The organism is Delftia tsuruhatensis NBRC 16741, assembly GCF_001571325.1.
In the GTDB taxonomy this organism is placed as follows: Bacteria; Pseudomonadota; Gammaproteobacteria; order Burkholderiales; family Burkholderiaceae_C; genus Comamonas; species Comamonas tsuruhatensis.
This window is the reverse complement of sequence record NZ_BCTO01000024.1, coordinates 139,496-162,315: the sequence shown is the minus strand read 5'-3', so window position 1 is coordinate 162,315 and position 22,820 is coordinate 139,496. Positions and strand designations below refer to the sequence as shown.

The following is a 22,820-nucleotide window of genomic DNA, read 5'->3' as shown; positions in this document are numbered from 1 at the left end:
CGCAGGGTTTGTGCGCCAGTGCGATGCGGTGCAGCGGTCAGCGCCGGGCCGCATGTTTGGCTGCCCCGGTGTAGGGGGCAGCCATGAGAATCAGGCCAGGTGCTGGTCCAGGAAAGCAGACAGCTGTGCCTTGTTGAGGGCGCCGACCTTGGTGGCGGCCAGCTGGCCGTCCTTGAACAGCATCAGCGTGGGGATGCCGCGGATGCCGAACTTGGCCGGGATCTCGCGGTTCTCGTCCACATTCATCTTGGCGATGGACAGCTTGTCCTTGTAGGTCTGGGCTGCTTCGTCGAGGATGGGGGCGATCATCTTGCAGGGACCGCACCATTCGGCCCAGTAATCGACCAGCACCGTGGAGCCGGGTTGCAAGACGTCAGCTTCAAAGCTTGCGTCGGAGATGTGTTTGATCAGTTCGCTGGCCATGGGTGATGTCCTTGATTTTTCGCAATGAGGAAGGCGCAGGAAAATCCGCACCGCGAAATGATTGTGACAGAAACCTATCACCTGCTGCACCGTATGGGCGGTAGCTGGATGCTATGACTGTCATAGCTGTTTACGGGGCGGCAGCAGGGTTGCGGGGTCATCGGGAATTAGTGGCGCCTGCGCGCAGGCCGGCCTGCGGCAGGGTATTCTGCGCGCCCGCGCTGCAGGCATATGAGTCTGCCGGCAGCGCAAAGTTGAATGCGAGCTTGGAATGGGAACTGATGTGATGGATGCTTTTGAACACAGCGCGGCGGCGCGCACGATGGACTGCGATGTGGCGGTGATCGGCGCCGGGCCTGCGGGCCTGATGGCGGCCGAAGGGCTGGCCGGCAAGGGGCTGACTGTCCATGTGTTCGAGGCCAAGTCCTCCGCAGGACGCAAGTTCCTCATGGCCGGCAAGGGCGGGCTCAACCTGACCCATTCCGAAAACCTGCCCGCCTTTGTCTCCCGCTATGGCGAGCGCAGTGCCGAGGTGTCGCGCTGGCTGGAGCTGCTGCCCCCGGATCAGCTGCGTGCCTGGGCCGGCGAGCTGGGCGTGGAAACCTTTGTGGGCAGTTCGGGCCGCGTATTCCCCAAGGACATGAAGGCTGCGCCCTTGCTGCGTGCCTGGCTGGTGCGTCTGCAGACCCAGGGCGTGGTCCTGCACACGCGCCACCGCTGGCTGGGTTGGCAGGATGGCGATGCGCTGGGCTTTGATACCCCCGAAGGGCGGCTGCAGGTGCACGCGAAGGCCGTGGTGCTGGCGCTGGGCGGCGGCAGCTGGGCGCGGCTGGGCTCGGATGGCGCCTGGATGCCCTGGCTGGAGCAGCGCGGCGTGGAAGTCGCTGCGTTGAAGCCCTCCAACTGCGGGTTCGATGTGGGCCTGGGCGGTGCGGCGCCGGGCGGGCAGATCGATCGCAGGGAATTCATGGCCGAGCTGCTGGGGGCCAGCCCCCAGCCTGCGCGCGGCTGGAGCCCCTATTTCACCGAGCGCTTTGCCGGCCAGCCTTTCAAGTCGGTGGCGCTGTCCTTTGATGATGGCCGGGGCAACGTTTTCTCGCGCAAGGGCGAATTCGTGGCCACGACCACGGGCGTGGAGGGCAGCCTGGTCTATGCCGTCTCTGCCGCGCTGCGCGAAGTCATTGCGCGCGACGGGCATGCCACCGTCCATCTCGACCTGCTGCCCCAGTTGACACCCGAGCGCGTGCTGGCGGAGGTGCGCCATCCGCGTGGCTCACGCAGCCTGGCCAGCCATCTGAAGGGGCGCCTGGGCCTGGACGGCATCAAGGCCGCCGTGCTGCATGAGGTGCTGGGCAAGGACGGCGTGGCCGATCCCGCGCGGCTGGCCCAGGCCATCAAGGCCCTGCCCATCACCTTGGTGGCGGCCCGGCCCATCGACGAGGCCATCAGCACCGCAGGTGGCGTGCGGCTGCAGGCGTTGGATGCCAATGGCATGTGCGTGGCTGCGCCCGGCGTTTTCTGTGCCGGCGAAATGCTGGACTGGGAGGCTCCCACGGGTGGCTACCTGCTGACGGCATGCATGGCCAGCGGCGTGCACGCGGCACAGGGCGTTGCCCGCTATCTGAAGGTGGATGGCGAGACGCGTTGAGGAGAGAAGGGCCGCTGCGGGCGTGGACGGGGCAGGCGCCCGCAGGGCCTGCTGTTCAATGGAAGGTGACGAGCCTTGCCCTCGGCACTGGTTTCACGGTTAGGGCTGCTTGGTTCCCCACCTGACCCGGTTGGCCGCTTCCCCATGCGAGGAGGCCCGTCACTCTCGATTATAGGGGCAAACACCGGGCTGCCCGGGCGACAAGGCTGGCCAAACCCGGGGCGCACCGGGCGAGGGTGCTCAGCCCCGTAGAATCGCGGGATGTCTTATCTTGTGCTGGCCCGCAAATACCGCCCCCGCAATTTCTCCGAAATGGTGGGGCAGGAGCATGTCGTTCAGGCGCTCACCAATGCCCTGACGCAGCAGCGCCTGCACCATGCCTATCTGTTCACCGGCACGCGCGGCGTGGGCAAGACCACGGTCTCGCGCATTCTGGCCAAGTCGCTCAACTGCCAGGGCGCCGATGGCCAGGGCGGCATCACGGCAACGCCCTGCGGCGTTTGCGCCGCCTGTACCGAAATCGACAGCGGCCGCTTTCCCGATTACACCGAGCTGGACGCCGCCTCCAACCGCGGGGTGGACGAGGTGCAAAGCCTGCTGGAGCAGGCCGTCTACAAGCCGGTGCAGGGACGCTTCAAGGTCTTCATGATCGACGAAGTGCACATGCTCACGAACACGGCCTTCAACGCCATGCTCAAGACGCTGGAGGAGCCGCCCGAGTACCTGAAGTTCGTGCTGGCCACCACCGATCCGCAGAAGGTGCCCGTGACCGTGCTCAGCCGCTGCCTGCAGTTCAACCTGCGGCCCATGGCGCCCGAGACCGTGCTGGAGCATCTGGGCCAGGTGCTCGGCCAGGAAGGCGTGGCTTCCGAACCCCAGGCCCTGCGCCTGCTGTCTCGCGCCGCGCGCGGCTCCATGCGCGATGCGCTGTCGCTGACCGACCAGGCCATTGCCTTTGGCAGCGGCCAGCTGCAGGAGTCCATGGTGCGCCAGATGCTGGGCAGCGTGGACCGCAGCCATGTGTTCCGCCTGATCGAGGCACTGGCCCAAGGCGATGGCCAGGTGGTGGTGGAGACTTCCGAGGCGCTGCGCCGCAACGGCCTGTCTGCAGCCTCCACGCTGGAGGAGATGTGCGCCGTGCTGCAACGCATGGCTGTGGCGCAGGCTGTGCCGCAGATGGCCGCCGACGCCAGCGATCCGGAGGCCGCTGAAATTGCCCGTCTTGCGCTGCTGATGCCGCGCGACGAAACCCAGCTGCTCTACAGCATCTGCCTGCATGGTCGGGCCGAACTGGGCCTGGCACCCGACGAGTACGCGGCGCTGACCATGGCGCTGCTGCGGCTGCTGGCGTTCAAGCCGCAATCTGCAGAGCCCGCCCCGGGCGCGGCTGAAAAAAAAACTCCAGCGCTGACCCCCTCCACGGCGAAGCCTGAATCTCCCGCGCCCGTTGCGCAGACGCGGCCCGCACAGCCCGCTGTGCCCGAGGCCCCCGTTGTCCCAGCCAAGGCGGCCATGCCCGTCCCGGTTGCGCCTCCTGCTCCCGTCGCGCCTGTCGCATCTCCCGTGACCGCTGCGCCCGCCGTGGTCGCTCCCGTGGTGCAAGCCGTTGCGGCTCCAGCGCCTGTTCAGGCGCCCGTGGCCGTGGCCGCAGTTGCCAGGTCGGAACCTGTGCTTGCGCCTGTCCAAGAGGCCAGGCCTTCCGCTGCTCCAGAGGTGAAGCCGGCCGCCGGTGTCGCCCAGGAGCCCCTGGACGAGCCTGTGGATGAGCCCGTGGACGATGTGCAGGAAGACGAAGACTCTTCTGCCGATGAGGCGCCGCAGGTGCAGGATGCCGATGCGCCGGACGAGGGTGCCTGGGCCGGGATGCCCGATGAAGGCTGGGCCGACGAAGGCCGCTGGAGCGATGACGGAGATCTGGCCCTGGAGCCGCCTGCCGCTGCCGTGGTACGGCAGTCCGAACCGCAGATCGACACTCAGATCGATGTGCAGGATTTCGCTCCCGAACGTGGCCGCCAGTCCCCGGATGCGCCACCCGCGCCGACCGTGGAGCGCACGGCCGAGGGCGATGTCTGGCACGCTGCCGTCCAGCAACTGGTGCAGGCCGAGGCCGTTACTGCGCTGGCGCGCCAGCTGGCGCTGCAGTCGCAGCTGGTGGCGCGCGAGGGCGATACTTGGACGCTGCGTGTGGAAAGCAGCTCGCTGGCCCAGCCCGCCACGCGCGAGCGCCTGCGTGCGGCGCTGGAGGCTGCCGGCCTGGCCCGGCAACTGCATGTCGAGCAGGGCGCCGTGGTGGACAGCCCCGCGCGGCGCAATGCGGTGGCCAACCATGAGCGCCAGCGCATTGCCGAAGACATCGTGATGAATCATTCTCTGGTGCAGACCCTGATCCGCAGCCATGGCGCGAAAATCGTGCCTGGCAGTATCAAGCCCGTATCCATTCAGCCCTGACACGCTCTAGAGCGTTTCGTTTTTACCCTACAGAAGAAGGAACTCACATGTTCAACAAAGGACAACTGGCCGGCCTGATGAAGCAAGCCCAGGCCATGCAGGACAACCTCAAGAAGGCCCAGGATGAACTGGGCAACATCGAGGTGGAAGGCGAGTCCGGCGCGGGCCTGGTGAAGGTGGTAATGACCTGCAAGCACGACGTCAAGCGCATCACCATCGACCCCAGCCTGCTGGCCGAAGACAAGGACATGCTGGAAGACCTGGTGGCTGCCGCCTTCAACGCTGCCGTGCGCAAGGCAGAAGAAACCTCCAACGAAAAGATGGGCAAGCTCACGGCCGGCATGCCCGGCCTGCCGGGCGGCATGAAGTTCCCCTTCTGAGGCTGGCCCCGAGAGGTTGTGCCGAACAGCCGGGAGAGGCCGTGACGGTTTCCCCTGCCACTCAATTGCGTTGAGAGGCCATCGAGCGATCTGCCCTTGCAGGTCGCTTTTTTTCTGAGAATCTTCTTCATTGAAAGGAAGCCGCCATGTCGGATGTGCAATCGCTCGATGGTCTGATCGAAGCCCTGCGCAGGCTCCCGGGCGTGGGCATCAAGTCTGCGCAGCGCATGGCCTTTCACCTGCTGCAGCGCGACCAGGACGGCGCGCGGCAGCTGGCCCGTGCCCTGACCACGGCCGTGGAGTCGGTAAGCCATTGCGAGCGCTGCCATACCTTCACCGAAGGCCGCATCTGCTCCATCTGCCAGGACGAAGGGCGCGACGCGGCCCGGCTGTGCGTGGTGGAGGCGCCTGCCGACATGGGGGCCATGGAACGCACGGGCGCCTACAACGGCTACTACTACGTGCTGATGGGGCGGCTGTCTCCGCTCGACGGCATAGGTCCGCGCGACCTGAATCTGTCATCCCTGCTGGAGCGCGCCGGCGACGGCAAGGTGCAGGAGGTGATCCTGGCCACCAGTTTCACGGCCGAGGGCGAGGCCACGGCCCATGCGATCAGCGAGGCGCTGAAAGCGCGCGGCATCCATGTGACGCGGCTGGCGCGCGGCGTGCCCATCGGCAGCGAACTCGAGTACGTGGACCTGGGTACGATCGCCCATGCGCTGGTGGATCGCCGGTAGTGGTGGAGGCGGCCAGCATTCCTTGTCTTTTCATCAGGAGCCCGTATGCCGACCTCTGTCGTCCTGCCGCCCGGCGGTTTTTCCCTTGCCCATTGGTGCCTGCTGGTGGCGGCCCTGCTGCCGCTGGTCTGCGCCTACATCGCCAAGGCGCCCGGAATGAAGCACCGGCCGGGGCAGCGCGGCTTCGACAACCACGCCCCCCGCGCCTGGCTCGCCCAGCAGACCGGCTACCAGGCGCGGGCGAATGCGGCGCAGGCCAACAGTTTCGAGTGCCTGCCGTTCTTCATTGGCGCCTTGCTGGTTGCCTGGCAACTGGGCGCGCCAGCGGCGCGGGTCGATGGCCTTGCCGTGGCCTTCGTGGTGTTGCGCATCGCCTACATAGCCTTCTATGTGATGGACCGCGCCACGCTGCGCAGTCTGGCCTGGGCCCTGGCCCTGGTGGTGAATCTGCTGCTGTTTTTCGCAGGCTACCGCTGAGGCCTGCGGCCGCATCCGGCGCCCTCGTCCCGCGCAGGGCCTGCACCACAGGCCCTGCGGTGTTTCACGTACGGGCAAGCACCGATGCTGCGTATGCGGGCTCTGGGCATGATCGTGTTGCACTGCAGCAAAATAACCATCATGTCTTCCCACGTGCTTGATCGCCGAACCTTGTTGAGCCTTCTGGGGCTGGCTCCTCTTTGGTCGCTCCCTGTGCTCGGCTCGGCCGAGCTGCTGACGATTGCCGTGGGCGGCCAGGGCCTGCTGTACTACCTGCCGCTGGTGATTGCGCAGCAGCTGGGTTATTTCGAGGCCGAAGGCCTGGCCGTGCGCATTGAGGACTATCCAGGCGGATCGCAGTCGCTGCAGGCCCTGGAGTCGGGCGCCGCCGATGTCTGCGCGGGCGCCTATGAACACACGCTTCTTGCCCAGCAGCGCGGCAGCCAGCTGCGGGCCTTCGTCGTGCAGGGGCGTGCACCCCAGATCGCGCTGGGCGTGGCTGCGCGCTGGATGCCGCGCTACCAGACGCTGGCCGATCTGCGCGGGCGGCGCGTGGGTGTTTCCTCGCTGGGCGCATCCACGGCCCGGGCCATGCAGCTGATGCTGCTGGGCGATGGCCTGGATCCCGCTGCGGTGCAACTGGTGGGCGTGGGCTCTGGGCCCGATGCCATGGAGGCGCTGCGCACCGGGCGTGTGCATGCGCTGTGCCATGCGGACCCGCTGATGAGCGTGCTGGAGGACAAGGGCGCCGTGCGCATCGTGCGGGACCTGCGTGATCTGCGCAGCAGCGCGCAGTTGTATGGCGGCTCCATGCCCTCGGGCACGCTGTATGCGACACAGGCCTTCTTGCGCAGGAACCCGGCCAAGGCCCAGGCGCTCAGCAACGCCATGGTGCGCTCGCTCAAGTGGCTGCAGACTGCCGCGCCCATGGATGTGCTGCGGGCCGTGCCTGCGCCCTATCTGCTGGGCTCCCGGCGCGCCTATCTGTCGGCCTTCGAGCACATGCGCACCACGATTTCGCCCGATGGGATGATGCCCGATGACGGGCCCGCCACGGCCCTGCGTGCGCTGGTCCGGCTCGACCCTGCGCTGGCGCGCGGCGGCATTGACCTGGAGCGCTCGTACACCAACGAATTCGTGCGCCAGTCCCGCCAGCGCTTTCACACCTGAGCCCGGCGGCCGCACGCAAAAAAGCCCGCGAAAGCGGGCTCCGTGACGCGGGTGCCAGAGGGATTCCTCAGCGCTTTTTCACCTTGGATGGCTTGCCTCCGCGCTGTGCCGTGGTGACGGCCGTCTTGGCGTTGCGGCTTTGCGGCTGAACGGCCACCTTGCGTGCGGTTCCCGTGGACTTGGCTGCGCGGGCGTTGCCGCCGCTGCTGGCGCGTACCGGCAGATAGGCCACCAGCGACTGGCCTGCATGCAGCGTGGCCGAGGACTTCAGGTCATTCCAGTCCGCCAGGTTGGACACGCTGACGCCGTAGCGGTTGGCCACGCTGATCAGCGTGTCGCGCTTGCGTGCCTTGATGGTGGTGCGGCGCGTGATGATCTCGGGGGCAAAGCTGATCTGGCCGTTGTCGGCCACGTGGCCGGCCACGTCGGCACGCACGTTGGCGCCGCGCGGCACCATGAGTGCGGAGCCGGCCTTGATCAGCATGCGCGGCGGAATGTTGTTGAGGGCGCGCAGGTCGGACTCGCCCAGGCCCACGCGCTGGGCCGCCTCGGCCACGCTGATGGTGGAGGGCACGGTCCAGACGGTCCAGCTCGCGTACTGGCCTTCGTCGAAGGCCTGCATGTTGCGGCGAAACACCTTGGCGTTGTCCCAGGGCAGCAGGATCTCCGGCGTGCCGGCCGCAAAGATCACCGGCTTGCGAAAGCTGGGATTCAGCGCCTTGAAGTCCTCGGTCGATACGTCGGCCAGCTTGGCCACCAGTTCCACGTCGATGTCGCGGGTGATGGTGACGGTCTGGAAGTAGGGGTGGTTTTCGATCACCGGCAGCTCGGTGTTGAACGCATCGGGGTTGGCCACGATGTTCTTGACGGCCTGCAGCTTGGGCACGTACATGCGGGTCTCGGCCGGCATCTGCAGGTCGGTGTAGCCCGTGGGCAGCCCCAGCTTCTCGTTGCGCTTGATGGCGCGGCCCACGCTGCCTTCGCCCCAGTTGTACGCGGCCAGGGCCAGGTGCCAGTCGCCGAACATGTCATAGAGCTTTTGCAGGTAGTCCAGCGCGGCGCGCGTGGAGGCCAGCACGTCGCGGCGGTCGTCGCGGAAGGCGTTCTGCTTGAGGTCGAAATAGGTGCCGGTGGCCGGCATGAACTGCCACATGCCGGCCGCCTTGGCGGTGGAGACGGCCTGCGGGTTGAAGGCACTCTCGATATAGGGCAGCAGCGCCAGCTCGGTGGGCATGTTGCGCCGCTCCAGTTCCTCGACGATGTGGAACAGGTATTTGCTGGAGCGCTCGGTCATGCGCTGTATGTAGTCGGGACGGCTGGCGTACCACTGCTCGCGGTCTTTGACCAGATCCTGGTCCAGGTCGGGCATGGCAAAGCCCTGGCGTATGCGTACCCACAGGTCGCCCGTGGTCTCCAGCGAGGCCACGTCGCCGTTGCTGGCACTGCCTGTGCCCAGCGGGCTCAGCGGCCCTTTGGGATACATGGGGGAGTGGGGTGCGGGGCTGGGGGAGGGATCCGTCGTGCCGGCCAAGTCCGGGCCGCTGGTGGTGGCGCAGCCGGCAAGAACCAGCAGGCTGCCCAGCAGCAGGGTGTGTAGCAGTTTCATCAGAAGACGTTTTTCCATTGGCGCAGGCCGGCCAGCACGCTGGCAGGGTCCTGCTGTCTCACCTGTGCGTCGAAGCCTGCGGCGGCCGCGGCCACCGCGGATTCGCGCGTTCTCAGAAAGGGATTGATGGAGCGCTCGGTCTCCATCAGGGATGGCAGCGTGGGCCGACCGGCCTCGCGCAACGCCTGACAATGCCGCTGGTAGTGAGCCAGGGTTTCGTTGTTTGGTTCCACGGCCTGGGCAAAGCGCAGGTTGGACATTGTGTACTCATGTGCGCAGCACACCAGTGTATTGCCCGGCAGCGAGGCCAGATCGTCCAGCGATTGCTGCATCTGCTGCGCAGTGCCCTCGAACAGGCGGCCGCACCCCCCGGAAAACAGCGTGTCGCCGCAAAACAGCACGGGCTGTGCCTGTGCCGCCGTGCTGTAGAAGGCAATGTGGCCGCTGGTATGGCCTGGTACATCGATGACCTGCCAGGGGCCGCCCAGTGCCTGCACGGCATCGCCTCCCTGCACGCGCTGAACGGGTTCGGGCAACTGCTCGTAGGCAGGACCCCAGACCTGGGCGCCCGTGGCCTGGTGCAGCTGGGCCACGCCACCGACATGATCGGCATGGTGGTGGGTGACTAAAATGCCCTGCAGCTGCAGGCCCAGCCGGTGCAACGTGGCGAGCACGGGCGCTGCATCGCCGGGATCGACGACCAGGGCCTGCCCGGCGTCATGCAGCAGCCAGATGTAGTTGTCGGAAAAAGCAGGAATGGGCAACAGGTTCATGAGCAGCAAAATTATAGGGATGCATCACTGGACGCAATCTGCCCTCGGCCACTACCTGCTGGAATGGGAGCAGCAGCGCTGCGACGAGGCGGTGGCCGATATTTTCGGCTATCACAGCCTGCAGCTGGGCATGCCCATGCTCCAGGGGCTGCGTGCCAACCGCATGCCGCACCGCTGGCTGGCGCTGGATTCCACGCAGGATGCAGCGCCAGCGGACGGCGCTGCCCCGCTGGAGGTTCCCGTGGCGCTGCTGGCCGATCCCGCCGCGCTGCCATTTCCCGAGGCCAGCCTCGACCTGGTCGTGATGCCCCATACGCTGGAGACCTCGCCGGACCCGCATGCCGTGCTGCGCGAGGCGGCCAGGGTGCTGATGCCTGAAGGCCGCATCGTGGTGTGCGGACTCAATCCTGCCAGTTTGCTGGGCGTGCAGCGGCGTGCCGAGCGTGGCGTGTACCTGCCCGATGTGGGCTGGGGCGTGGGTTACTGGCGGCTGCGCGACTGGCTGCGATTGCTGGCCTTCGAGATCGAGGCCGTGCAATTCGGCTGTTATCGTCCCGCCGTGCAGACGGATCGCTGGCTGCGCCGTTGGCAGTTCATGGACCGCGTGGGACGGCTGGGCTGGCCCATGCTGGGCGGTGTGTACTGCGTGGTGGCCGTCAAGCGTGTGCCGGGTGCGCGCATGCTGGAGCCTGCCTGGCGCGGCCGCGCGGTCGTGTCGGGCGCCACGGTGCCGGTCGCCCGTCGCATGCCGGCACAGGCCGCGCCCGACGGTGATCTGCATTCCAACCGGCCTGACGGCCGGGCCATTCATATCAAGGATTTTTTTTGAATCAAGTTGTTATCTATACGGACGGTGCCTGCAAGGGCAATCCGGGTCCTGGCGGCTGGGGCGTGGTGCTGGAGGCTGGCAGCGCCAGGAAGGAGCTGTTCGGCGGCGAGCTGAACACCACCAACAATCGCATGGAGATGATGGCCGTGATCGAGGCGCTGTCTGCGCTCAGACGGCCCTGCGACGTGGTGCTCTACATCGACAGCCAGTACGTGCTCAAGGGCATCACCGAGTGGATCCACGGCTGGAAGGCCAAGGGCTGGAAGACGGCCTCCAAGGAGCCCGTCAAGAACGTGGAGCTGTGGCAGCGGCTGGACGCCCTGGTGCAGGGTGGCGGGCACCGCATCGACTGGCGCTGGGTCAAGGGCCATGCGGGCGATCCCGGCAACGAGCGCGCCGACGCGCTGGCCAACATGGGCGTGGATCAGGCGCTGGGACGCTGAACGCCTTGTGCGGGACAGGTGCAATGCCTGTCCCTTGCTCCTCTTCCCGAGGACTACCTCAAACGTGGTAGATGAAAACCCCAGACACAGGACTCGATGGGTGCGGCTAATATTTCCATAAGTGGAAATTAATGTGCGCCCTGCCAGGCATCTTCCGTGGTGTGGTGTTTGAAATTGCCACTTGTGGAATTTTTAAACCATCTCACGATGAAAGAGCCTTGCGATGAAATACAAAGCAATTGCCGCATTGGCGATGCTGGGCGGCGCGGGAGCGGCGCTTGCCCAGAGTTCGGTGACGCTGTACGGCAGCATGGACCTGACCATGCCCTGGATCAGCGATGTGCGAGGGAGCCGGCTCACGCGCATGGATTCGGCCATCTCCCAGCCTGACCTCTGGGGCCTGCGCGGCTCCGAGGACCTGGGGGGCGGCCTGAAGGCCTCGTTCCAGCTGGAAAACGGATTCCTCACGGACATCGGCTCGCCGATCTCGCCCACCAGCTACTTCAACCGGGCTTCCTGGGTGGGCCTGGACAGTGCTTCGCTGGGCACGCTGCGGCTGGGGCGCCAGGTCGATTTCACGGCCGGCACGCTGAGCCAATGGGGCAATGGCTACCAGCTCTACAACTTCTATCTGTACCACCCGGGCAACCTGGACGGCCTGTCCAGCCAGTTCCCCGTGGACAACTCCGTGGTCTACCTGACGCCGCGCATGGGCGGGATGCAGTTCGGCGCGCAGTATGGATTTGGCGAGGTGCCGGGCCGCTCGCAGGCCAACCGCACCTACAGCGTCATGGGCAGCTATTCCAGTGCCAAGCTCAATCTGGCCGTGGCCTACACCGATGCGCGTGGCCGTGCCTTCGATATCGCCGGGCGCACGGGCCTGGCGAACGCGCTGGGCCAGGACCTGGTGGCGGGCCGGCCGCTGGTGCTCGATACCTTCCAGGTGCTGGGCATCGGCGGCGGCTACCAGCTCGATGCGCTTCCGGTCCGGCTCAACGCGCTGCTCACGCGCTCCACGCTCAAGTACGGCGCAGCCTCCAGCCACATGAGCGCGCTCGACCTGGGCCTGGCCTGGCAGACCAGCCAGGCGGTGACCATCAACACCGGCTACTCCTTCAGCCGTTTCGAGCAGACGAAGTGGAACCAGGTCCACTTGGGCGCGCGCTACGCCTTCTCCAAGCGCACGCAGTTGCATGCCTCGGTCACGCACCAGCGCACCTCCGATGGCGTGGCGGCGATGAATTCCGTGGGCGTTGCCAGCGGGCGCACGCAGACCGTGATTGCGGCAGGCATACACCACTCGTTCTGAGAGGCATGAGACATGCAGCCCGGTCGATGCGGGCGCATTGGAGACCCCACGATGAAATTCACCCTCAATTCCCGAAGCGTGGCCTTTGACGGCGACGGGCAGACCCCCTTGCTGTGGGTGCTGCGCGACCACTTCAAGCTGCCGGGCACCAAGTTCGGCTGCGGCATCAGCATGTGCGGGGCCTGCACGGTCCATGTCGATGGCGAGCCCGTGCGTTCCTGCGTGCTGCCCGTCTCGACGGTGGGCGGCAAGGCGGTAACGACCATCGAAGGACTGTCCAGCAACCGCTCCCACCCCATCCAGAAGGCCTGGATGGACAAGGACGTGCCGCAGTGCGGCTACTGCCAGTCCGGCATGGTCATGGCCGCTGCCGCACTGCTCAAGGCCCATCCGCAGCCCACCGATGCGCAGATCGACGAGGCCATGACCAATCTGTGCCGCTGCGCCACCTACCACCGCATCCGGGAGGCCATCCATGCCGCAGCGTCCAAGCAATGAACGGGGCCGCGTGGCCGATTCGGCCATCTCGCTGCGGCGCAGGCACCTGCTCCAGAGCGCTGCTGCGCTGCTGGTGGCCCCTGCTGTCGGCAGCCTGCTGATTCCGCTGGCGCAGGCCGCGCCGCCGGCAGCCGGTGCGGCGGCGGCAGCAGCCATCGGCGACTGGGTCTGGATCGAGCCTTCGGGCCAGGTGGTGATCGGCGTTTCGCAGTGCGAGGTCGGCCAGGGCATCTACACAGGCCTGCCCCAGGTGCTGGCCGATGAACTGGATGCCGACTGGGCCAGCGTGACCGTGCGCTTCGTCACGGGGCGCGATGCCTACCGCAACGATGCGGGCGAGATGCCGTTCCAGCAGTTCGTGGGTGCCTCCATGTCCATGAACTATTTCTATGAACGCATGCGCCTGGCCGGCGCCCAGGCGCGCGATGTGCTGCTGCGCGCCGGCGCAAGCCGCCTGGGTGTGCGTGCCTCCCAGTGCATGACGCGTGCCGGCCGCGTGCTGCACCCCGCGACGGGCCGCAGCGTGGGCTATGGCGAGATCGTGGCCGATGCCTCCAGGCTGCCCCTGGCCGCGCGGCCGCGCATGAAGTCGGCTTCCGAGCAGGGCCTGATCGGCCGCAACCTGCGCCGTGTGGATACGCCTTCCAAGGTCGACGGCAGCGCGGTGTTCGGCATCGATGTCGAGGTGCCCGGCATGCTGATCGGCGCCGTGCGCATGGCGCCCAGCGTGACGGGGCGCATCGTGCGCATCCACAACGAGGCAGAGGTGCGCGCGCGCCCCGGCGTGCATGCCGTCGTGCGCACCACGCAGTGGCCCGACCCAGAGCCCAGCACCGTGGTCGTGGTGGCCGATTCGTACTGGATTGCCAAGCAGGCTGCCGATGCGCTGGACATCGAATTCGACGCCGGCGCGGCGGCAGCCTTGGACAGCGAGCGCATCCATGCGCAGTTCGTCGCAGGCTTGTCGAACGACAAGGCCGTCGTTGCCCGCAGTCTGGGCAAGCCGCGTGAAGTGCTGGCGGCCGGCAAGACCATCACGGCCGACTACCACTCGCCCTACATCACGCACGCCACCATGGAGCCGCTGGCCGCCACCGTGCATGTGCGCGACGGCGAGGTCGAGACCTGGGGGCCCTACCAGGGCCAGGACTTCCTGCGCGGCGAACTCGGCAAGGCCTGCGGCGTGCCTGCAGACAAGGTGATCGTGCACACCACGTTCCTGGGCGGCAGCTTCGGGCGCAAATACATGCCCGACTTCGCACTGCATGCGGCGGCGGCATCCAAGGCCGTAGGCCGGCCCGTCAAGGTCATCCGCTCGCGCGAGGACGACATACGGCATTCCTACTACCGGCCCGGCGCATCGGGGCGCTTGAGCGCCGTGCTCGGCGCCGACGGCATGCCGGCCGCTCTGCATGCGCGCATCTCGGGCCAGTCGCTGTACGGGGCCATCAACCCCAAGAAGATGGCCGATGCCGGCGGCTGGGACGAGACCATGGTCGAGTCCATCTACGACCTGATCTACGGCGTGCCCAACCTGCTGGTGGATGCCGTGGACGTGCAGCAGCCCATACCGCTGAGCTACCTGCGCAGCGTGGGCACCACGTCCAGCGTGTTCTTCCTGGAAAGCTTCATCAGCGAGCTGGCCCACACCGCAGGCGTGGACGACTACCAGTACCGGCGCCGCCTGCTGGCCGGCCAGCCGCTGGCGCTGGGCGTGCTGGATGCGGCGGCGCGCGCCGCGCGCTGGGAGCAGCCCGCGCCGGCAGGCCTGCACCGCGCCATGACCTTCAACGTCTACACGGGGCGGGGCGAGAGCTTCCAGACCTTCGTCGCACTGGTCATGGAATTGCGTGTTGTGCAAGGCCGCGTGCGGCTGGAGCGTGCCATCTGCGCCATTGATGCGGGCCGCGTGGTCAATCCGGGCCTGGTCAAGGCCAATGTGGAAGGCGGCATCGGCTTTGCGCTGACCAACACCTTCAAGAGCCGGCTGGACTTCGACAAGGGCGCGGTACAGCAAAGCAACTTCCACGACTACCCGCTGCTGCAACTGTCCGAAATGCCCCGCGTGGAGGTGGTCCTGGTCGAAAGCGACCGGCCGCCCCAGGGCTGCGGCGAAGTGGCCTTGGGCCCCACGGCGCCTGCCGTGGCCACGGCCATGTTCCATGCCACGGGCCGCCGGTTCCGCTCCATGCCGCTGCCGCAGGACATCGCGTCCACCTGATCACCACCCCAACCCCGGCTTTTTTTGAGAAAAGGAATTTCATGCAAGTCGAACACATCACCCCGTGCATAGGATCGGAGATCTACGGCATCGATCTCTCGGACCCGGCGCAGGTGCATGACCATGCGGACGCGCTGCGCAAGCTGCTGGCCGAGCGCCAGGTCATCTTCTTCCGCGACCAGACGCTGGACCCTGCGCAGCAGGTGCGCGTGGCCCAGGTGTTCGGCAAGGTCGAGCCCGTGTCCTCCACCTTTCCCTCGCACCCGGACGATCCCCATGTCGAGCTGCTGATCAGCCAGGGCACGCGCACCGGCACCGACATCTGGCATGCCGACCTGACCTGGCAGACCAAGCCGCCCGCCGGTGCCTGCCTCTACGCCGTGGACGTGCCGCCCACGGGCGGCGACACCATGTGGGCCAGCATGACCACGGCCTTCGCCTCGCTGGCGCCCGAGCTGCAGGCCTATCTGCGCACGCTGCGCGCCACCCACAACTGGGAGGCGCCGGCCCTGAGGCAAAGCCTGATGCGCCGCGATCCCTCGGGCGAGGCCTATCGCGCCACGCGCCTCAAGCATCCGCCGCTGGAGCAGCCCGTGGTCCTGGTGCACCCGGTGACCTGCCTGCCCGTGGCCTTTGTGAACTCGCTCTACACCACGCACATCGAGGGCGTCACCAGCGACGAGAGCGCGGCGCTGATCGCCATGCTCAGCGGCCTGGCCAAGGTGCCTGAATGGCAGGTGCGCTTTCGCTGGCGCAAGGGCTCGGTGGCCATCTGGGACAACCTGGCCACGCAGCATTACGCGGTCAACGACTACCACCCCGCAGCGCGGCGCATGCACCGCGTGGCGATACGCCAGGCGTGAGCCCGGCCCCGGCCTTTGCTGAAAATGACAAAACCCACGATGAAAGCCCACCCCATGAAAGCGAAACGCAAAACGCTTGCCCTAGGCATGGCCCTGGCCATGGCCCTGCTGGCCGGTCCTGCCCAGGCGCAGGCCTATCCCCACAAGCCCGTCACCATCGTCGTGGCCTATCCCGCAGGCGGTGACACCGATGCGCTGGCGCGCCTGCTGGGCGAGAAGCTGTCGGCCCGCATCGGACAGTCGGTGCTTGTGGACAACCGCGCAGGCGCCAGCGGCACCATCGGCAGCAGCTATGTGGCCAAGGCGCCGGCCGATGGCTATACGCTGCTGCTGGCGCCCAATACCTTTGCCATGGCCCAGCTGGTGCTCAAGCTGGGCGCAGGCCACGGATATGACGTGCTCAACGGATTCACGCCCGTGATCGAGGTCGGCTCCACATCGCTGTTCCTTGTCGCCGGACCCGGCGCGGGCGTGCGCACGCTCAAGGAGGCCGTATCCGCGAGCCAGGGCCGTTCGCTGGGCTACGCCACCCCGGGCAATGGCTCGCCCATGCACTTTCTGGGCGAGATGGTCCGGCGCGCCACGGGCGCCCGCTTCGAGTCCATCCCCTACAAGGGGGTGGCGCCTGCGGTCACGGACGTGGTGGGCGGCCATGTGCCCTTCACCTACAGCACGCTGGGCTCCATCGCGCCCTACCTGCCCGGCGGCAAGCTCGTGGCGCTGGCCGTGGCCGACGCCCAGCGCTCGCCGCTGGCGCCTGACGTGCCCACGCTGGCCGAGCTGGGCTACAAGGACGTGGAGCTGACGGCCTGGTATGGCCTGTTCGGCCCCAGGAACATGCCTGCCGACGTGGTCAGGCTGCTGAATACGCACCTGAACGAGGTCCTCAAGATGCCCGACGTGGTGGCACGCATGGCCACGCTGGGAACCGTCCCTGTGGGCGGCCCGCCGCAGCGCCTGGGCAAGACCAATGCCAGCGACTTCGAGCGCTTCGGGCGGCTGGTCAAGGAGCTGGGCATACAGTCCGACTGAGGGCGGCGCACCGGACGAAAGGAGGGAGCAGCGGGCGCCGGCGCAAGTCAATCCGGGTGGTGGCCCGGGTGTGGTGGGTGGTCTTGCGCCGGCGCATCCTGCCTGATGCGCTCGGCCAGCAGGTGGGACATGAAGCGCAGATAGTGCTCGACCTGCTGGTCTGCCTGCGGCCCTTCCCCGAACAGTTCGGCCAGCAGCGGCCGTGCCGTGGGCAGGAAGGCCGAAATGCTGAGGATGGCCAGGTGGATGAAGCGCGGGTCCACCTGTGCCGGGTGGCTGGCCTGCGCTCCGTCCATCAGCATGGTCGAGGTCAGCTCCAGCCCGCGCCGCGTGATGCGCTGCAGCGGCGTGCCCGAGGGCGGAGGCTCTTCTTCGCTTTCATAGTGGTAGATCTCGGACAGCGCCAGCCGCTCGAACTGCGGGTGCTCGCGCATGAAATCCAGCCGCAGCAGCAGGCGCTGGTAGACGCGCTCTTCCACCGTGCCCTGCGTCCTGAGCGCCACTTCCATGCGGTTTTGCAACTCGCGCATCAGGGACTCCGTCACTTCCTGCAGCAGTCCCTTGAGGCTGCTGAAGTAGTAGCGCACCAGCGCCCGCGTGACGCCGGCCGCCGCCGCGATTTCCAGAATGCTCAGTTGCTCCGGCGTGCGGGTCTTGAGCAGGTTGACCGTGGTCTGCAGGATGATGTCCCGGCCGACGGCATCGTCAGCCAGCGGGCGGCCGCTGTTGCGGCGGGGCTTCTTGGGCGCGGAATCGGCAGGCTTCTTTTGGGACGGCATGCGGGCCATTGTCGGCGATACACAGGCAGCGGCTGCGCCGCAAGTGTCAGGGCTGGGCGGTGATGCGGGCCAGCGCGTCCTCGATCTCGCGGGCCTGCTGGGGCCGCACCAGCCTTTGCACCTCCTGCCCGTCACGCAGAAAGACCAGGGTGGGCCAGAGCTTGACGCGGTAGCTGCGTCCCAGGGCCCTGCCGGGGCCGTCTTCCACCTTGATGTGGGCCACCTGCGGGGCGGCATCCAGCGCCTGGGCAATCAGCGGTTGCGCGCGCTGGCAGTGGCCGCACCAGGCGGTGCCGAACTCCAGCAAGGTAGCGCCGGGCAGCGCTTCGACGGTGCTGCGATCGGGGGCGTCGGTCAGGTGCTTGGACTGGAAGGGCATGGGGCAATCTCCTGTCAGGGAAAGGCCTGCAGCGGCAGGATGGACACGGTTTCGCCGGCTTGCACGGCAGCGCGCTCATGTTCGAGCACGATGAGGCAGTCGGCCTCGGCCATGGAACTGAGTACGCCCGAGCCCTGCGGCCCCGTGGTGCGCACCATGCAGCGGCCATCGGCGCCCTTGGACAGAATGCCGCGCTGGTACTCGGTGCGGCCTGGCCGCTTGAACAGGGCCTGCGCAGCCACAGCCTGGGGCAGGGCGGCCGGTTCACCGTCCACGGCGGCGGCGCCCATGAGCTGCAGCAGCGCCGGCCGTACAAAGACCAGAAAGCTCACCATGGCAGCCACGGGATTGCCGGGCAGGCCGATCAGTACCGTGGTGCGTGCCGGTGGCCGGCTGGCGGCAAATGGCGTGCCTGCATCGGGCTGCAACAGGCCCACGGCCAGCGGCCGGCCGGGCCGCATGGCCAGGCGCCAGAAATGAACGCTGCCCATGCGTTGCAGCATGGCGCGCGTATGGTCGGCCTCGCCCGCGCTGATGCCGCCGCTGGTCAGCACCACGTCGGCCAGGGAGGCGGCTTCGCGCAGGCGCTCCTGCAAGGCTTCGGGCTGGTCGGCCACCACGCCCAGGTCCAGCACCTTGACGCCCATGCGCTGCAGCAGGCCGATGAGGCTGAAGCGGTTGCTGTCGTAGACCGCCCCTTCGCGCAGCGCCGTGCCGGGGTGCAGGATTTCATCGCCCGTGGAGAAATAGGCCACGCGCAGCCGCCTGCGAACATGCACCTGAGACTGGCCCAGGCTGGCGATCAGGCCCAGGGCTGCCGGATGCAGGCGCTGGCCCGCCGCCAGCGCCACGCAGCCCTGGCTCAGATCCTCGCCGCGCCTGCGGCGGTTGTCTCCGGTGCGCACGCTGCCGGCGGGGATGCGTACATGGTCGGGCGAGGCCGCATCGGCGGGCTCGGTGCGTTCGTGCGCGATCACCGTGTCCAGACCGGGCGGCAGCACGGCGCCCGTCATGATCTTGATGCACTCGCCCGCCCGCACCGTGCCATGCCAGGGCTTGCCGGCCAGGGCCTGGCCGACCACGCGCAGCACCAGCGGGGCGCCGGCCTGCAGCTGGTTGCCGTCGAAGGCATAGCCATCCATGGCGGCGTTGTCATGTGCGGGCACGTCGATGGGGGAGACGATGTCTTCGGCCAGCATGCGGTCCAGCGCGTCGGCCAGCGCCAGTGTTTCCACATCCGCCACCGGGCCCAGGGGCTGCAGCAGGCTGGCCAGCTGGGACAGTGCCTGATCAACGCTCAGGTCCTGGGCGGAGGCGATGGGGGCGGAGGCGGGCTGGAAGGTGGCGGTCATCAGAACGGAATCCGGTGGGGCAAGGCCGGTCACGGCGGCGTCACGGGCACACAGGCCGCGGCCTGCGCCAGGGCCTGCAGCTCCTGCTGCGTGTTGGCGTTGGCAAAGGCCAGCGGGCTGTCGTCCGCGCGATCGAAGAGGGCGGTGGCGCAGCGGTGCTGGCCCGTCCAGGCATCGATCTTGCGGCCGCCCGAACGTATGAAGGACTGCAGGCTATCACGCAGCGATGACCGCATCAGGCAGAACACGGGCTGGGCACGCAGCCTGGATTGATCTGTATCAAGCGAGCGTTCCCAGCCATGGGCGACGACGATGTCGGCCGCAGGCTGCTGCGCCAGCGCAGCCTGCGCGAGCCGCTGTACAAGGTCCAGGGGGAACAGCGGCGTGTCGCAGGGCACGCAGACCAGCCAGGGTGTCTGGCAATGGGTGAGGCCGCTCAGAAAGCCGGCCAGCGGGCCGGGGTAGTCGGGTTCGGCATCGGGCCAGACCGGGGCGCCATAGGGGGCGCCCAGTTGCGCATAGGCCTCGGCATGGCGATTGGCGTTGAGCATCAGATGCCCGACCTGGGGCGCAAGGCGGTCCAGCGCATGGGCTGCCAGCGGCTGGCCCAGAAAGGGCTGCAGGCCCTTGTCGATGCCGCCCATGCGCATGCCGCGCCCGCCTGCCAGCACGCAGCCCGTGATGTCGCTCAAGGGCAGGGTGTCGGGCAGGGAGGAAACGGGCATGTGTGGCTTGTGATGGAGAAACCGAGGGGAAGGGCAAAGGGAGCCGCGCGCGACGCGCGGGCTCAGCCGCCGATGTAGCTCATCTCTATGCGCCTGCGCTGCGTGTCCGTGCTGGACGGCAGGCTGGCGCGCAGTTCGGAATAGCGGTCGGTGCGCTGCTGCCAGATGGGGGCCAGCGCGGCTGCCACTTCCTCGTCGCTGGCGCCGCTGCGCAGCAGGCTGCGCAGGTCCCAGCCTTCGGAGGCGAACAGGCACAGGTACAGCCGGCCCTCGGTGGACAGGCGCGCACGGTTGCAGTCGCCGCAAAAGGCGTGGGTGACGCTGCTGATCACGCCGACCTCGCCCAGCGAGGGATCGTGCAGGCCCTGCGCATCGGCATATCCCCAGCGCACGGCGGTCTCGCCCAGGCTGCTGGCCTGCAGCGGCACCAGGGGCAGCTCGGCGCGCAGCCGGGCGATGACTTCGTCGGAGGGCAGGACCTCGTTCATGCGCCAGCCGTTGGTCGCGCCCACGTCCATGTATTCGATGAAGCGCAAGGTCACGCCCGTGCCCTGGAAGTGGCGCGCCATGGGCAGGATCTGGTCCTCGTTGGTGCCGCGCTTGACCACCATGTTGACCTTGATGTTGCCCAGGCCTGCCGCCTGGGCCGCCTCGATGCCGGCCAGCACGTCGGAGACCGGGAAGTCCACGTCGTTCATGCTGCGGAACACCGCGTCGTCCAGCCCGTCCAGGCTGACGGTGACGCGGTTCAGGCCGGCCGCCTTGAGCGCCCGGGCCTTGCGCGCCAGCAGCGAGCCGTTGGTGGTCAGCGTCAGGTCCAGCGGATGGCCGTCGGGCGTGCGCAGGGCAGACAGCTGCTCCACCAGCGTTTCCACGTTCTTGCGCAGCAGCGGCTCGCCGCCGGTCAGGCGGATCTTGCGCACGCCATGCTGCACGAACAGGCGGGCCGTGCGCGTGATCTCCTCGAAGCTCAGCAGCGAGCCGTGCGGCAGGTAGCGGTAGTTCTTGTCGAAGACTTCCTTGGGCATGCAGTAGCTGCAGCGGAAGTTGCAGCGGTCGGTGATGCTGATGCGCAGGTCGCGCAGCGGCCGGCCAAGCCTGTCACGCAGATCGCCGGTGGGCGCCTGCAGCAGTCTTGGCACGGTGGCCGGGCGAGTCGGGGCGCGCTCGTCGACCAGGGGGATCACTCGTTCTGCCATGCCCGCGATTTTGCCCGAATGCCTATGTCCAGGCTCTGCGCAAGCCTGCAGATCTTGATCTGCGTCTAGACGCAGCGCGCTCCGTCCACCTCGATGCAGGTGCCGCTGATGAAGGCCGCCTCGTCGCTGGCCAGATACAGCGCGGCATTGGCCACGTCCAGCGCCGTGGAAAAGCGGCCCAGCGGAATCGTCGCGCGAAAGCGCGCGCGGCGCTCCTCGTCCACGGGGCCGCCGGCAAACTCGGCGGCCAGGCCTGTGTCGGGGTTGAAGACGGGGTTGATGCAGTTGACGCGGATGTTCTCCGGGCCCAGTTCCGCGGCCATGGACTTGCTGGTCACGATGACGGCGCCCTTGGAGCCGTTGTACCAGGTCAGCCCCGGGCGCGGGCGCAGGCCTGCCGTGGAGGCGATGTTGATGAAGCTGCCGCCGCCGGGGCGGCCATCGGCCATCGGCGGATTGGCGCGCATGGCCGGCACGCCGTGGATGGCCGAGAGATAAATGCTCTTGACGTTGATGGCATAGACCCGGTCGAACTCGGCCTCGCTGACTTCGAGCATGGGACGGTTGCGGTGCGTCCAGCCCGCGTTGTTGACGAAGACATCGAGCCGGCCGTGGGCCTGCAGCGTGGCGGCCACCAGGGCCTTGACCTGTTCGCCCTGCGTCATGTCCGCCTGCACATAGAGCGCGCGGCCGCCCACGGCGTTGATGGCCTGTGCCACGCGCGTGCCGGCCTCGCGGTCGATGTCGTTGACGACGATATGCGCGCCTTCGGCGGCCAGCCGCATGGCGATGCCGGCTCCTATGCCGCTGCCGGCGCCTGTGACGATGATGGATTTGTCCTGGACACGCATCGGGCTTTGCTCCTCGGTCGGGGGTCAGGCCCCCTGGGTTTCGGTGGTTGCTGTGGTCGCCGGGGTCGGGGCCACGCCGCCTGTGCCAGGCTGCCAGCCCACGAACTGCGGGTAGTAGCGCGCCACGCCGGGGCCATTGAAGTCCCAGCCCAGGCATTGGCCCAGGTGGCGTGGCGGCTGGTTGGGGTCGGCATCGCCAAAGACGCCGGGCACGGACTGGAAGGCGGCCGTGGCCATGTTGAACAGCAGCTCGCGCAGATGCGTGCAGCTGGCCACGCCGCCCAGGTTCTCGTTGATGGCCTTGCGCCATCCGCGCGCCATGCTGCAGCCGACCATTTTCTGCAGGGCCCGCGTGGCCTCGGGGCAGTGGCCCAGCGGATGGGAGTCCATGACGACCTCGATGGCCTGCACCGCCAGGCGGGCATCGACCGTGGTGCGTATCCACATGTGGTGTATGGCCGTGCCGGCCGGCATGTGGCGGCCGCCGCTCAGTTCGATGTCATGGGTCTTGCTGTCGCGCAGCTCGCCTTCGATGTCCCAGAGGCCATCGGCGCGGGCGTAGCTGCGGTAGCGCACGTCGCGTTCATGCTGGGGCGTGCGGTCGGGAACGGGAGACAAGGGCATGGGGAATTCTTCTTTCTGTCGCGTGCGGCCGGCTGGCGCCGGGCACCTTGCGAT

The 22,820-nt window shown here is 67.6% G+C and carries 23 protein-coding genes and 1 other RNA gene; 13 read left to right on the top strand and 11 right to left on the bottom strand.

The annotated features are described in order from the left end of the window. Nucleotides 1-90 precede the first annotated feature (90 nt). Nucleotides 91-423: a thioredoxin TrxA gene (gene trxA / locus DTS01S_RS13215; RefSeq protein WP_016447450.1), complete on the bottom strand. Its 333-nt coding sequence runs from the start codon at nucleotides 421-423 to the stop codon at nucleotides 91-93. A 271-nt stretch (nucleotides 424-694) separates the two neighbouring features. Here trxA and DTS01S_RS13210 point away from each other — a divergent pair, with 271 nt between their 5' ends. Beyond that, nucleotides 695-2,071: a TIGR03862 family flavoprotein gene (locus DTS01S_RS13210; protein ID WP_016451345.1), complete on the top strand. Its 1,377-nt coding sequence runs from the start codon at nucleotides 695-697 to the stop codon at nucleotides 2,069-2,071. A gap of 64 nt (nucleotides 2,072-2,135) precedes the next feature. Here DTS01S_RS13210 and ffs read toward each other — a convergent pair. Continuing rightward, an RNA gene (gene ffs / locus DTS01S_RS13205) (signal recognition particle sRNA small type) lies at nucleotides 2,136-2,232 on the bottom strand. A 100-nt stretch (nucleotides 2,233-2,332) separates the two neighbouring features. Here ffs and dnaX point away from each other — a divergent pair. The 5 genes from dnaX (at nucleotide 2,333) to DTS01S_RS13180 (ending at nucleotide 7,283) form a co-directional block, all read left to right on the top strand. Then, nucleotides 2,333-4,519 carry a DNA polymerase III subunit gamma/tau gene (gene dnaX, locus DTS01S_RS13200; protein ID WP_026062162.1) on the top strand — a complete coding sequence of 729 codons (2,187 nt, stop codon included), beginning with the start codon at nucleotides 2,333-2,335 and terminating at the stop codon, nucleotides 4,517-4,519. A 47-nt stretch (nucleotides 4,520-4,566) separates the two neighbouring features. Beyond that, nucleotides 4,567-4,899 carry a YbaB/EbfC family nucleoid-associated protein gene (locus tag DTS01S_RS13195; RefSeq protein WP_012206701.1) on the top strand — a complete coding sequence of 111 codons (333 nt, stop codon included), beginning with the start codon at nucleotides 4,567-4,569 and terminating at the stop codon, nucleotides 4,897-4,899. A gap of 146 nt (nucleotides 4,900-5,045) precedes the next feature. After that, entirely contained in the window at nucleotides 5,046-5,636 is a 591-nt protein-coding gene (gene recR, locus DTS01S_RS13190) for a recombination mediator RecR (protein WP_017404532.1), read from the top strand. A gap of 45 nt (nucleotides 5,637-5,681) precedes the next feature. After that, complete coding sequence (locus tag DTS01S_RS13185) at nucleotides 5,682-6,113, top strand: MAPEG family protein (RefSeq protein ID WP_017404533.1); 432 nt, start codon at nucleotides 5,682-5,684, stop codon at nucleotides 6,111-6,113. A gap of 84 nt (nucleotides 6,114-6,197) precedes the next feature. Further along, a complete protein-coding gene (locus tag DTS01S_RS13180) occupies nucleotides 6,198-7,283 on the top strand; it encodes an ABC transporter substrate-binding protein (protein ID WP_016447445.1) in 1,086 nt (361 codons plus the stop codon). A gap of 67 nt (nucleotides 7,284-7,350) precedes the next feature. On the opposite strand, the gene DTS01S_RS13175 is transcribed toward DTS01S_RS13180, so the two are convergent. Both DTS01S_RS13175 and gloB read right to left on the bottom strand, forming a co-directional pair. Next, a complete protein-coding gene (locus DTS01S_RS13175) occupies nucleotides 7,351-8,889 on the bottom strand; it encodes a transglycosylase SLT domain-containing protein (RefSeq protein WP_016451348.1) in 1,539 nt (512 codons plus the stop codon). Further along, a complete protein-coding gene (gloB, locus tag DTS01S_RS13170; protein WP_016447443.1) occupies nucleotides 8,889-9,662 on the bottom strand; it encodes a hydroxyacylglutathione hydrolase in 774 nt (257 codons plus the stop codon). The genes DTS01S_RS13175 and gloB overlap by 1 nt, the downstream gene beginning before the upstream one ends. 19 nt (nucleotides 9,663-9,681) lie before the next feature. Between gloB and DTS01S_RS13165 the strand changes: the two genes are divergently transcribed. The 7 genes from DTS01S_RS13165 to DTS01S_RS13135 all read left to right on the top strand — a co-directional run bounded on the left by DTS01S_RS13165 (nucleotide 9,682) and on the right by DTS01S_RS13135 (nucleotide 16,857). Next, nucleotides 9,682-10,491, top strand: coding sequence for a class I SAM-dependent methyltransferase (locus DTS01S_RS13165; RefSeq protein ID WP_017404536.1), 810 nt, complete (start codon nucleotides 9,682-9,684; stop codon nucleotides 10,489-10,491). Continuing rightward, on the top strand, nucleotides 10,488-10,934 hold the full coding sequence (gene rnhA, locus DTS01S_RS13160; protein ID WP_016447441.1) for a ribonuclease HI: 447 nt from the start codon (nucleotides 10,488-10,490) through the stop codon (nucleotides 10,932-10,934). Before DTS01S_RS13165 ends, rnhA begins: the two co-directional genes overlap by 4 nt. A 223-nt stretch (nucleotides 10,935-11,157) precedes the next feature. Next, on the top strand, nucleotides 11,158-12,243 hold the full coding sequence (locus DTS01S_RS13155) for a porin (RefSeq protein WP_026062163.1): 1,086 nt from the start codon (nucleotides 11,158-11,160) through the stop codon (nucleotides 12,241-12,243). Between the two features lie 51 nt (nucleotides 12,244-12,294). Next, nucleotides 12,295-12,741 (top strand): (2Fe-2S)-binding protein, encoded by a 447-nt coding sequence (locus tag DTS01S_RS13150; RefSeq protein WP_017404538.1) that lies wholly within the window; start codon nucleotides 12,295-12,297, stop codon nucleotides 12,739-12,741. Beyond that, nucleotides 12,719-14,962, top strand: coding sequence for a xanthine dehydrogenase family protein molybdopterin-binding subunit (locus DTS01S_RS13145; protein ID WP_061287851.1), 2,244 nt, complete (start codon nucleotides 12,719-12,721; stop codon nucleotides 14,960-14,962). The genes DTS01S_RS13150 and DTS01S_RS13145 overlap by 23 nt, the downstream gene beginning before the upstream one ends. A 41-nt stretch (nucleotides 14,963-15,003) precedes the next feature. Next, nucleotides 15,004-15,825, top strand: a complete 822-nt coding sequence (locus DTS01S_RS13140) for a TauD/TfdA dioxygenase family protein (RefSeq protein ID WP_016451352.1) — start codon at nucleotides 15,004-15,006, stop codon at nucleotides 15,823-15,825. Between the two features lie 54 nt (nucleotides 15,826-15,879). Further along, on the top strand, nucleotides 15,880-16,857 hold the full coding sequence (locus DTS01S_RS13135) for a Bug family tripartite tricarboxylate transporter substrate binding protein (protein WP_026062757.1): 978 nt from the start codon (nucleotides 15,880-15,882) through the stop codon (nucleotides 16,855-16,857). A 47-nt stretch (nucleotides 16,858-16,904) separates the two neighbouring features. Here DTS01S_RS13135 and DTS01S_RS13130 read toward each other — a convergent pair whose 3' ends face one another. From DTS01S_RS13130 to DTS01S_RS13100, 7 genes are all read right to left on the bottom strand, one after another. Continuing rightward, complete coding sequence (locus tag DTS01S_RS13130) at nucleotides 16,905-17,636, bottom strand: TetR/AcrR family transcriptional regulator (RefSeq protein WP_223275354.1); 732 nt, start codon at nucleotides 17,634-17,636, stop codon at nucleotides 16,905-16,907. Between the two features lie 46 nt (nucleotides 17,637-17,682). Beyond that, nucleotides 17,683-18,015 carry a thioredoxin family protein gene (locus DTS01S_RS13125; protein ID WP_016451353.1) on the bottom strand — a complete coding sequence of 111 codons (333 nt, stop codon included), beginning with the start codon at nucleotides 18,013-18,015 and terminating at the stop codon, nucleotides 17,683-17,685. A 14-nt stretch (nucleotides 18,016-18,029) separates the two neighbouring features. Further along, complete coding sequence (moeA, locus tag DTS01S_RS13120; RefSeq protein WP_017406840.1) at nucleotides 18,030-19,367, bottom strand: molybdopterin molybdotransferase MoeA; 1,338 nt, start codon at nucleotides 19,365-19,367, stop codon at nucleotides 18,030-18,032. Nucleotides 19,368-19,396: 29 nt separating this feature from the next. Continuing rightward, nucleotides 19,397-20,092 (bottom strand): molybdenum cofactor guanylyltransferase MobA, encoded by a 696-nt coding sequence (gene mobA / locus DTS01S_RS13115; RefSeq protein ID WP_017406839.1) that lies wholly within the window; start codon nucleotides 20,090-20,092, stop codon nucleotides 19,397-19,399. 62 nt (nucleotides 20,093-20,154) lie between these two features. Beyond that, the gene (moaA, locus tag DTS01S_RS13110) at nucleotides 20,155-21,291 is read right to left on the bottom strand and encodes a GTP 3',8-cyclase MoaA (RefSeq protein ID WP_016447431.1); all 1,137 of its coding nucleotides are present in this window, start codon (nucleotides 21,289-21,291) and stop codon (nucleotides 20,155-20,157) included. 65 nt (nucleotides 21,292-21,356) lie between these two features. Then, nucleotides 21,357-22,142, bottom strand: a complete 786-nt coding sequence (locus tag DTS01S_RS13105; protein ID WP_016447430.1) for an SDR family oxidoreductase — start codon at nucleotides 22,140-22,142, stop codon at nucleotides 21,357-21,359. Between the two features lie 24 nt (nucleotides 22,143-22,166). After that, nucleotides 22,167-22,766 carry a DUF2889 domain-containing protein gene (locus DTS01S_RS13100; RefSeq protein ID WP_017407387.1) on the bottom strand — a complete coding sequence of 200 codons (600 nt, stop codon included), beginning with the start codon at nucleotides 22,764-22,766 and terminating at the stop codon, nucleotides 22,167-22,169. Nucleotides 22,767-22,820: the final 54 nt, after the last annotated feature.

What these genes read in the sequence shown, in the direction of transcription:
- trxA (WP_016447450.1), bottom strand. Translation starts at nt 423, where the DNA reads ATGGCCAGCGAACTGATCAAACACATCTCCGACGCAAGCTTTGAAGCT.
- DTS01S_RS13210 (WP_016451345.1), top strand. Translation starts at nt 695, where the DNA reads ATGGGAACTGATGTGATGGATGCTTTTGAACACAGCGCGGCGGCGCGC.
- dnaX (WP_026062162.1), top strand. Translation starts at nt 2,333, where the DNA reads ATGTCTTATCTTGTGCTGGCCCGCAAATACCGCCCCCGCAATTTCTCC.
- DTS01S_RS13195 (WP_012206701.1), top strand. Translation starts at nt 4,567, where the DNA reads ATGTTCAACAAAGGACAACTGGCCGGCCTGATGAAGCAAGCCCAGGCC.
- recR (WP_017404532.1), top strand. Translation starts at nt 5,046, where the DNA reads ATGTCGGATGTGCAATCGCTCGATGGTCTGATCGAAGCCCTGCGCAGG.
- DTS01S_RS13185 (WP_017404533.1), top strand. Translation starts at nt 5,682, where the DNA reads ATGCCGACCTCTGTCGTCCTGCCGCCCGGCGGTTTTTCCCTTGCCCAT.
- DTS01S_RS13180 (WP_016447445.1), top strand. Translation starts at nt 6,198, where the DNA reads ATGCTGCGTATGCGGGCTCTGGGCATGATCGTGTTGCACTGCAGCAAA.
- DTS01S_RS13175 (WP_016451348.1), bottom strand. Translation starts at nt 8,889, where the DNA reads ATGAAACTGCTACACACCCTGCTGCTGGGCAGCCTGCTGGTTCTTGCC.
- gloB (WP_016447443.1), bottom strand. Translation starts at nt 9,662, where the DNA reads ATGAACCTGTTGCCCATTCCTGCTTTTTCCGACAACTACATCTGGCTG.
- DTS01S_RS13165 (WP_017404536.1), top strand. Translation starts at nt 9,682, where the DNA reads ATGCATCACTGGACGCAATCTGCCCTCGGCCACTACCTGCTGGAATGG.
- DTS01S_RS13155 (WP_026062163.1), top strand. Translation starts at nt 11,158, where the DNA reads ATGAAATACAAAGCAATTGCCGCATTGGCGATGCTGGGCGGCGCGGGA.
- DTS01S_RS13150 (WP_017404538.1), top strand. Translation starts at nt 12,295, where the DNA reads ATGAAATTCACCCTCAATTCCCGAAGCGTGGCCTTTGACGGCGACGGG.
- DTS01S_RS13145 (WP_061287851.1), top strand. Translation starts at nt 12,719, where the DNA reads ATGCCGCAGCGTCCAAGCAATGAACGGGGCCGCGTGGCCGATTCGGCC.
- DTS01S_RS13140 (WP_016451352.1), top strand. Translation starts at nt 15,004, where the DNA reads ATGCAAGTCGAACACATCACCCCGTGCATAGGATCGGAGATCTACGGC.
- DTS01S_RS13135 (WP_026062757.1), top strand. Translation starts at nt 15,880, where the DNA reads ATGAAAGCGAAACGCAAAACGCTTGCCCTAGGCATGGCCCTGGCCATG.
- DTS01S_RS13130 (WP_223275354.1), bottom strand. Translation starts at nt 17,636, where the DNA reads ATGCCGTCCCAAAAGAAGCCTGCCGATTCCGCGCCCAAGAAGCCCCGC.
- DTS01S_RS13125 (WP_016451353.1), bottom strand. Translation starts at nt 18,015, where the DNA reads ATGCCCTTCCAGTCCAAGCACCTGACCGACGCCCCCGATCGCAGCACC.
- moeA (WP_017406840.1), bottom strand. Translation starts at nt 19,367, where the DNA reads ATGACCGCCACCTTCCAGCCCGCCTCCGCCCCCATCGCCTCCGCCCAG.
- mobA (WP_017406839.1), bottom strand. Translation starts at nt 20,092, where the DNA reads ATGCCCGTTTCCTCCCTGCCCGACACCCTGCCCTTGAGCGACATCACG.
- moaA (WP_016447431.1), bottom strand. Translation starts at nt 21,291, where the DNA reads ATGGCAGAACGAGTGATCCCCCTGGTCGACGAGCGCGCCCCGACTCGC.
- DTS01S_RS13105 (WP_016447430.1), bottom strand. Translation starts at nt 22,142, where the DNA reads ATGCGTGTCCAGGACAAATCCATCATCGTCACAGGCGCCGGCAGCGGC.
- DTS01S_RS13100 (WP_017407387.1), bottom strand. Translation starts at nt 22,766, where the DNA reads ATGCCCTTGTCTCCCGTTCCCGACCGCACGCCCCAGCATGAACGCGAC.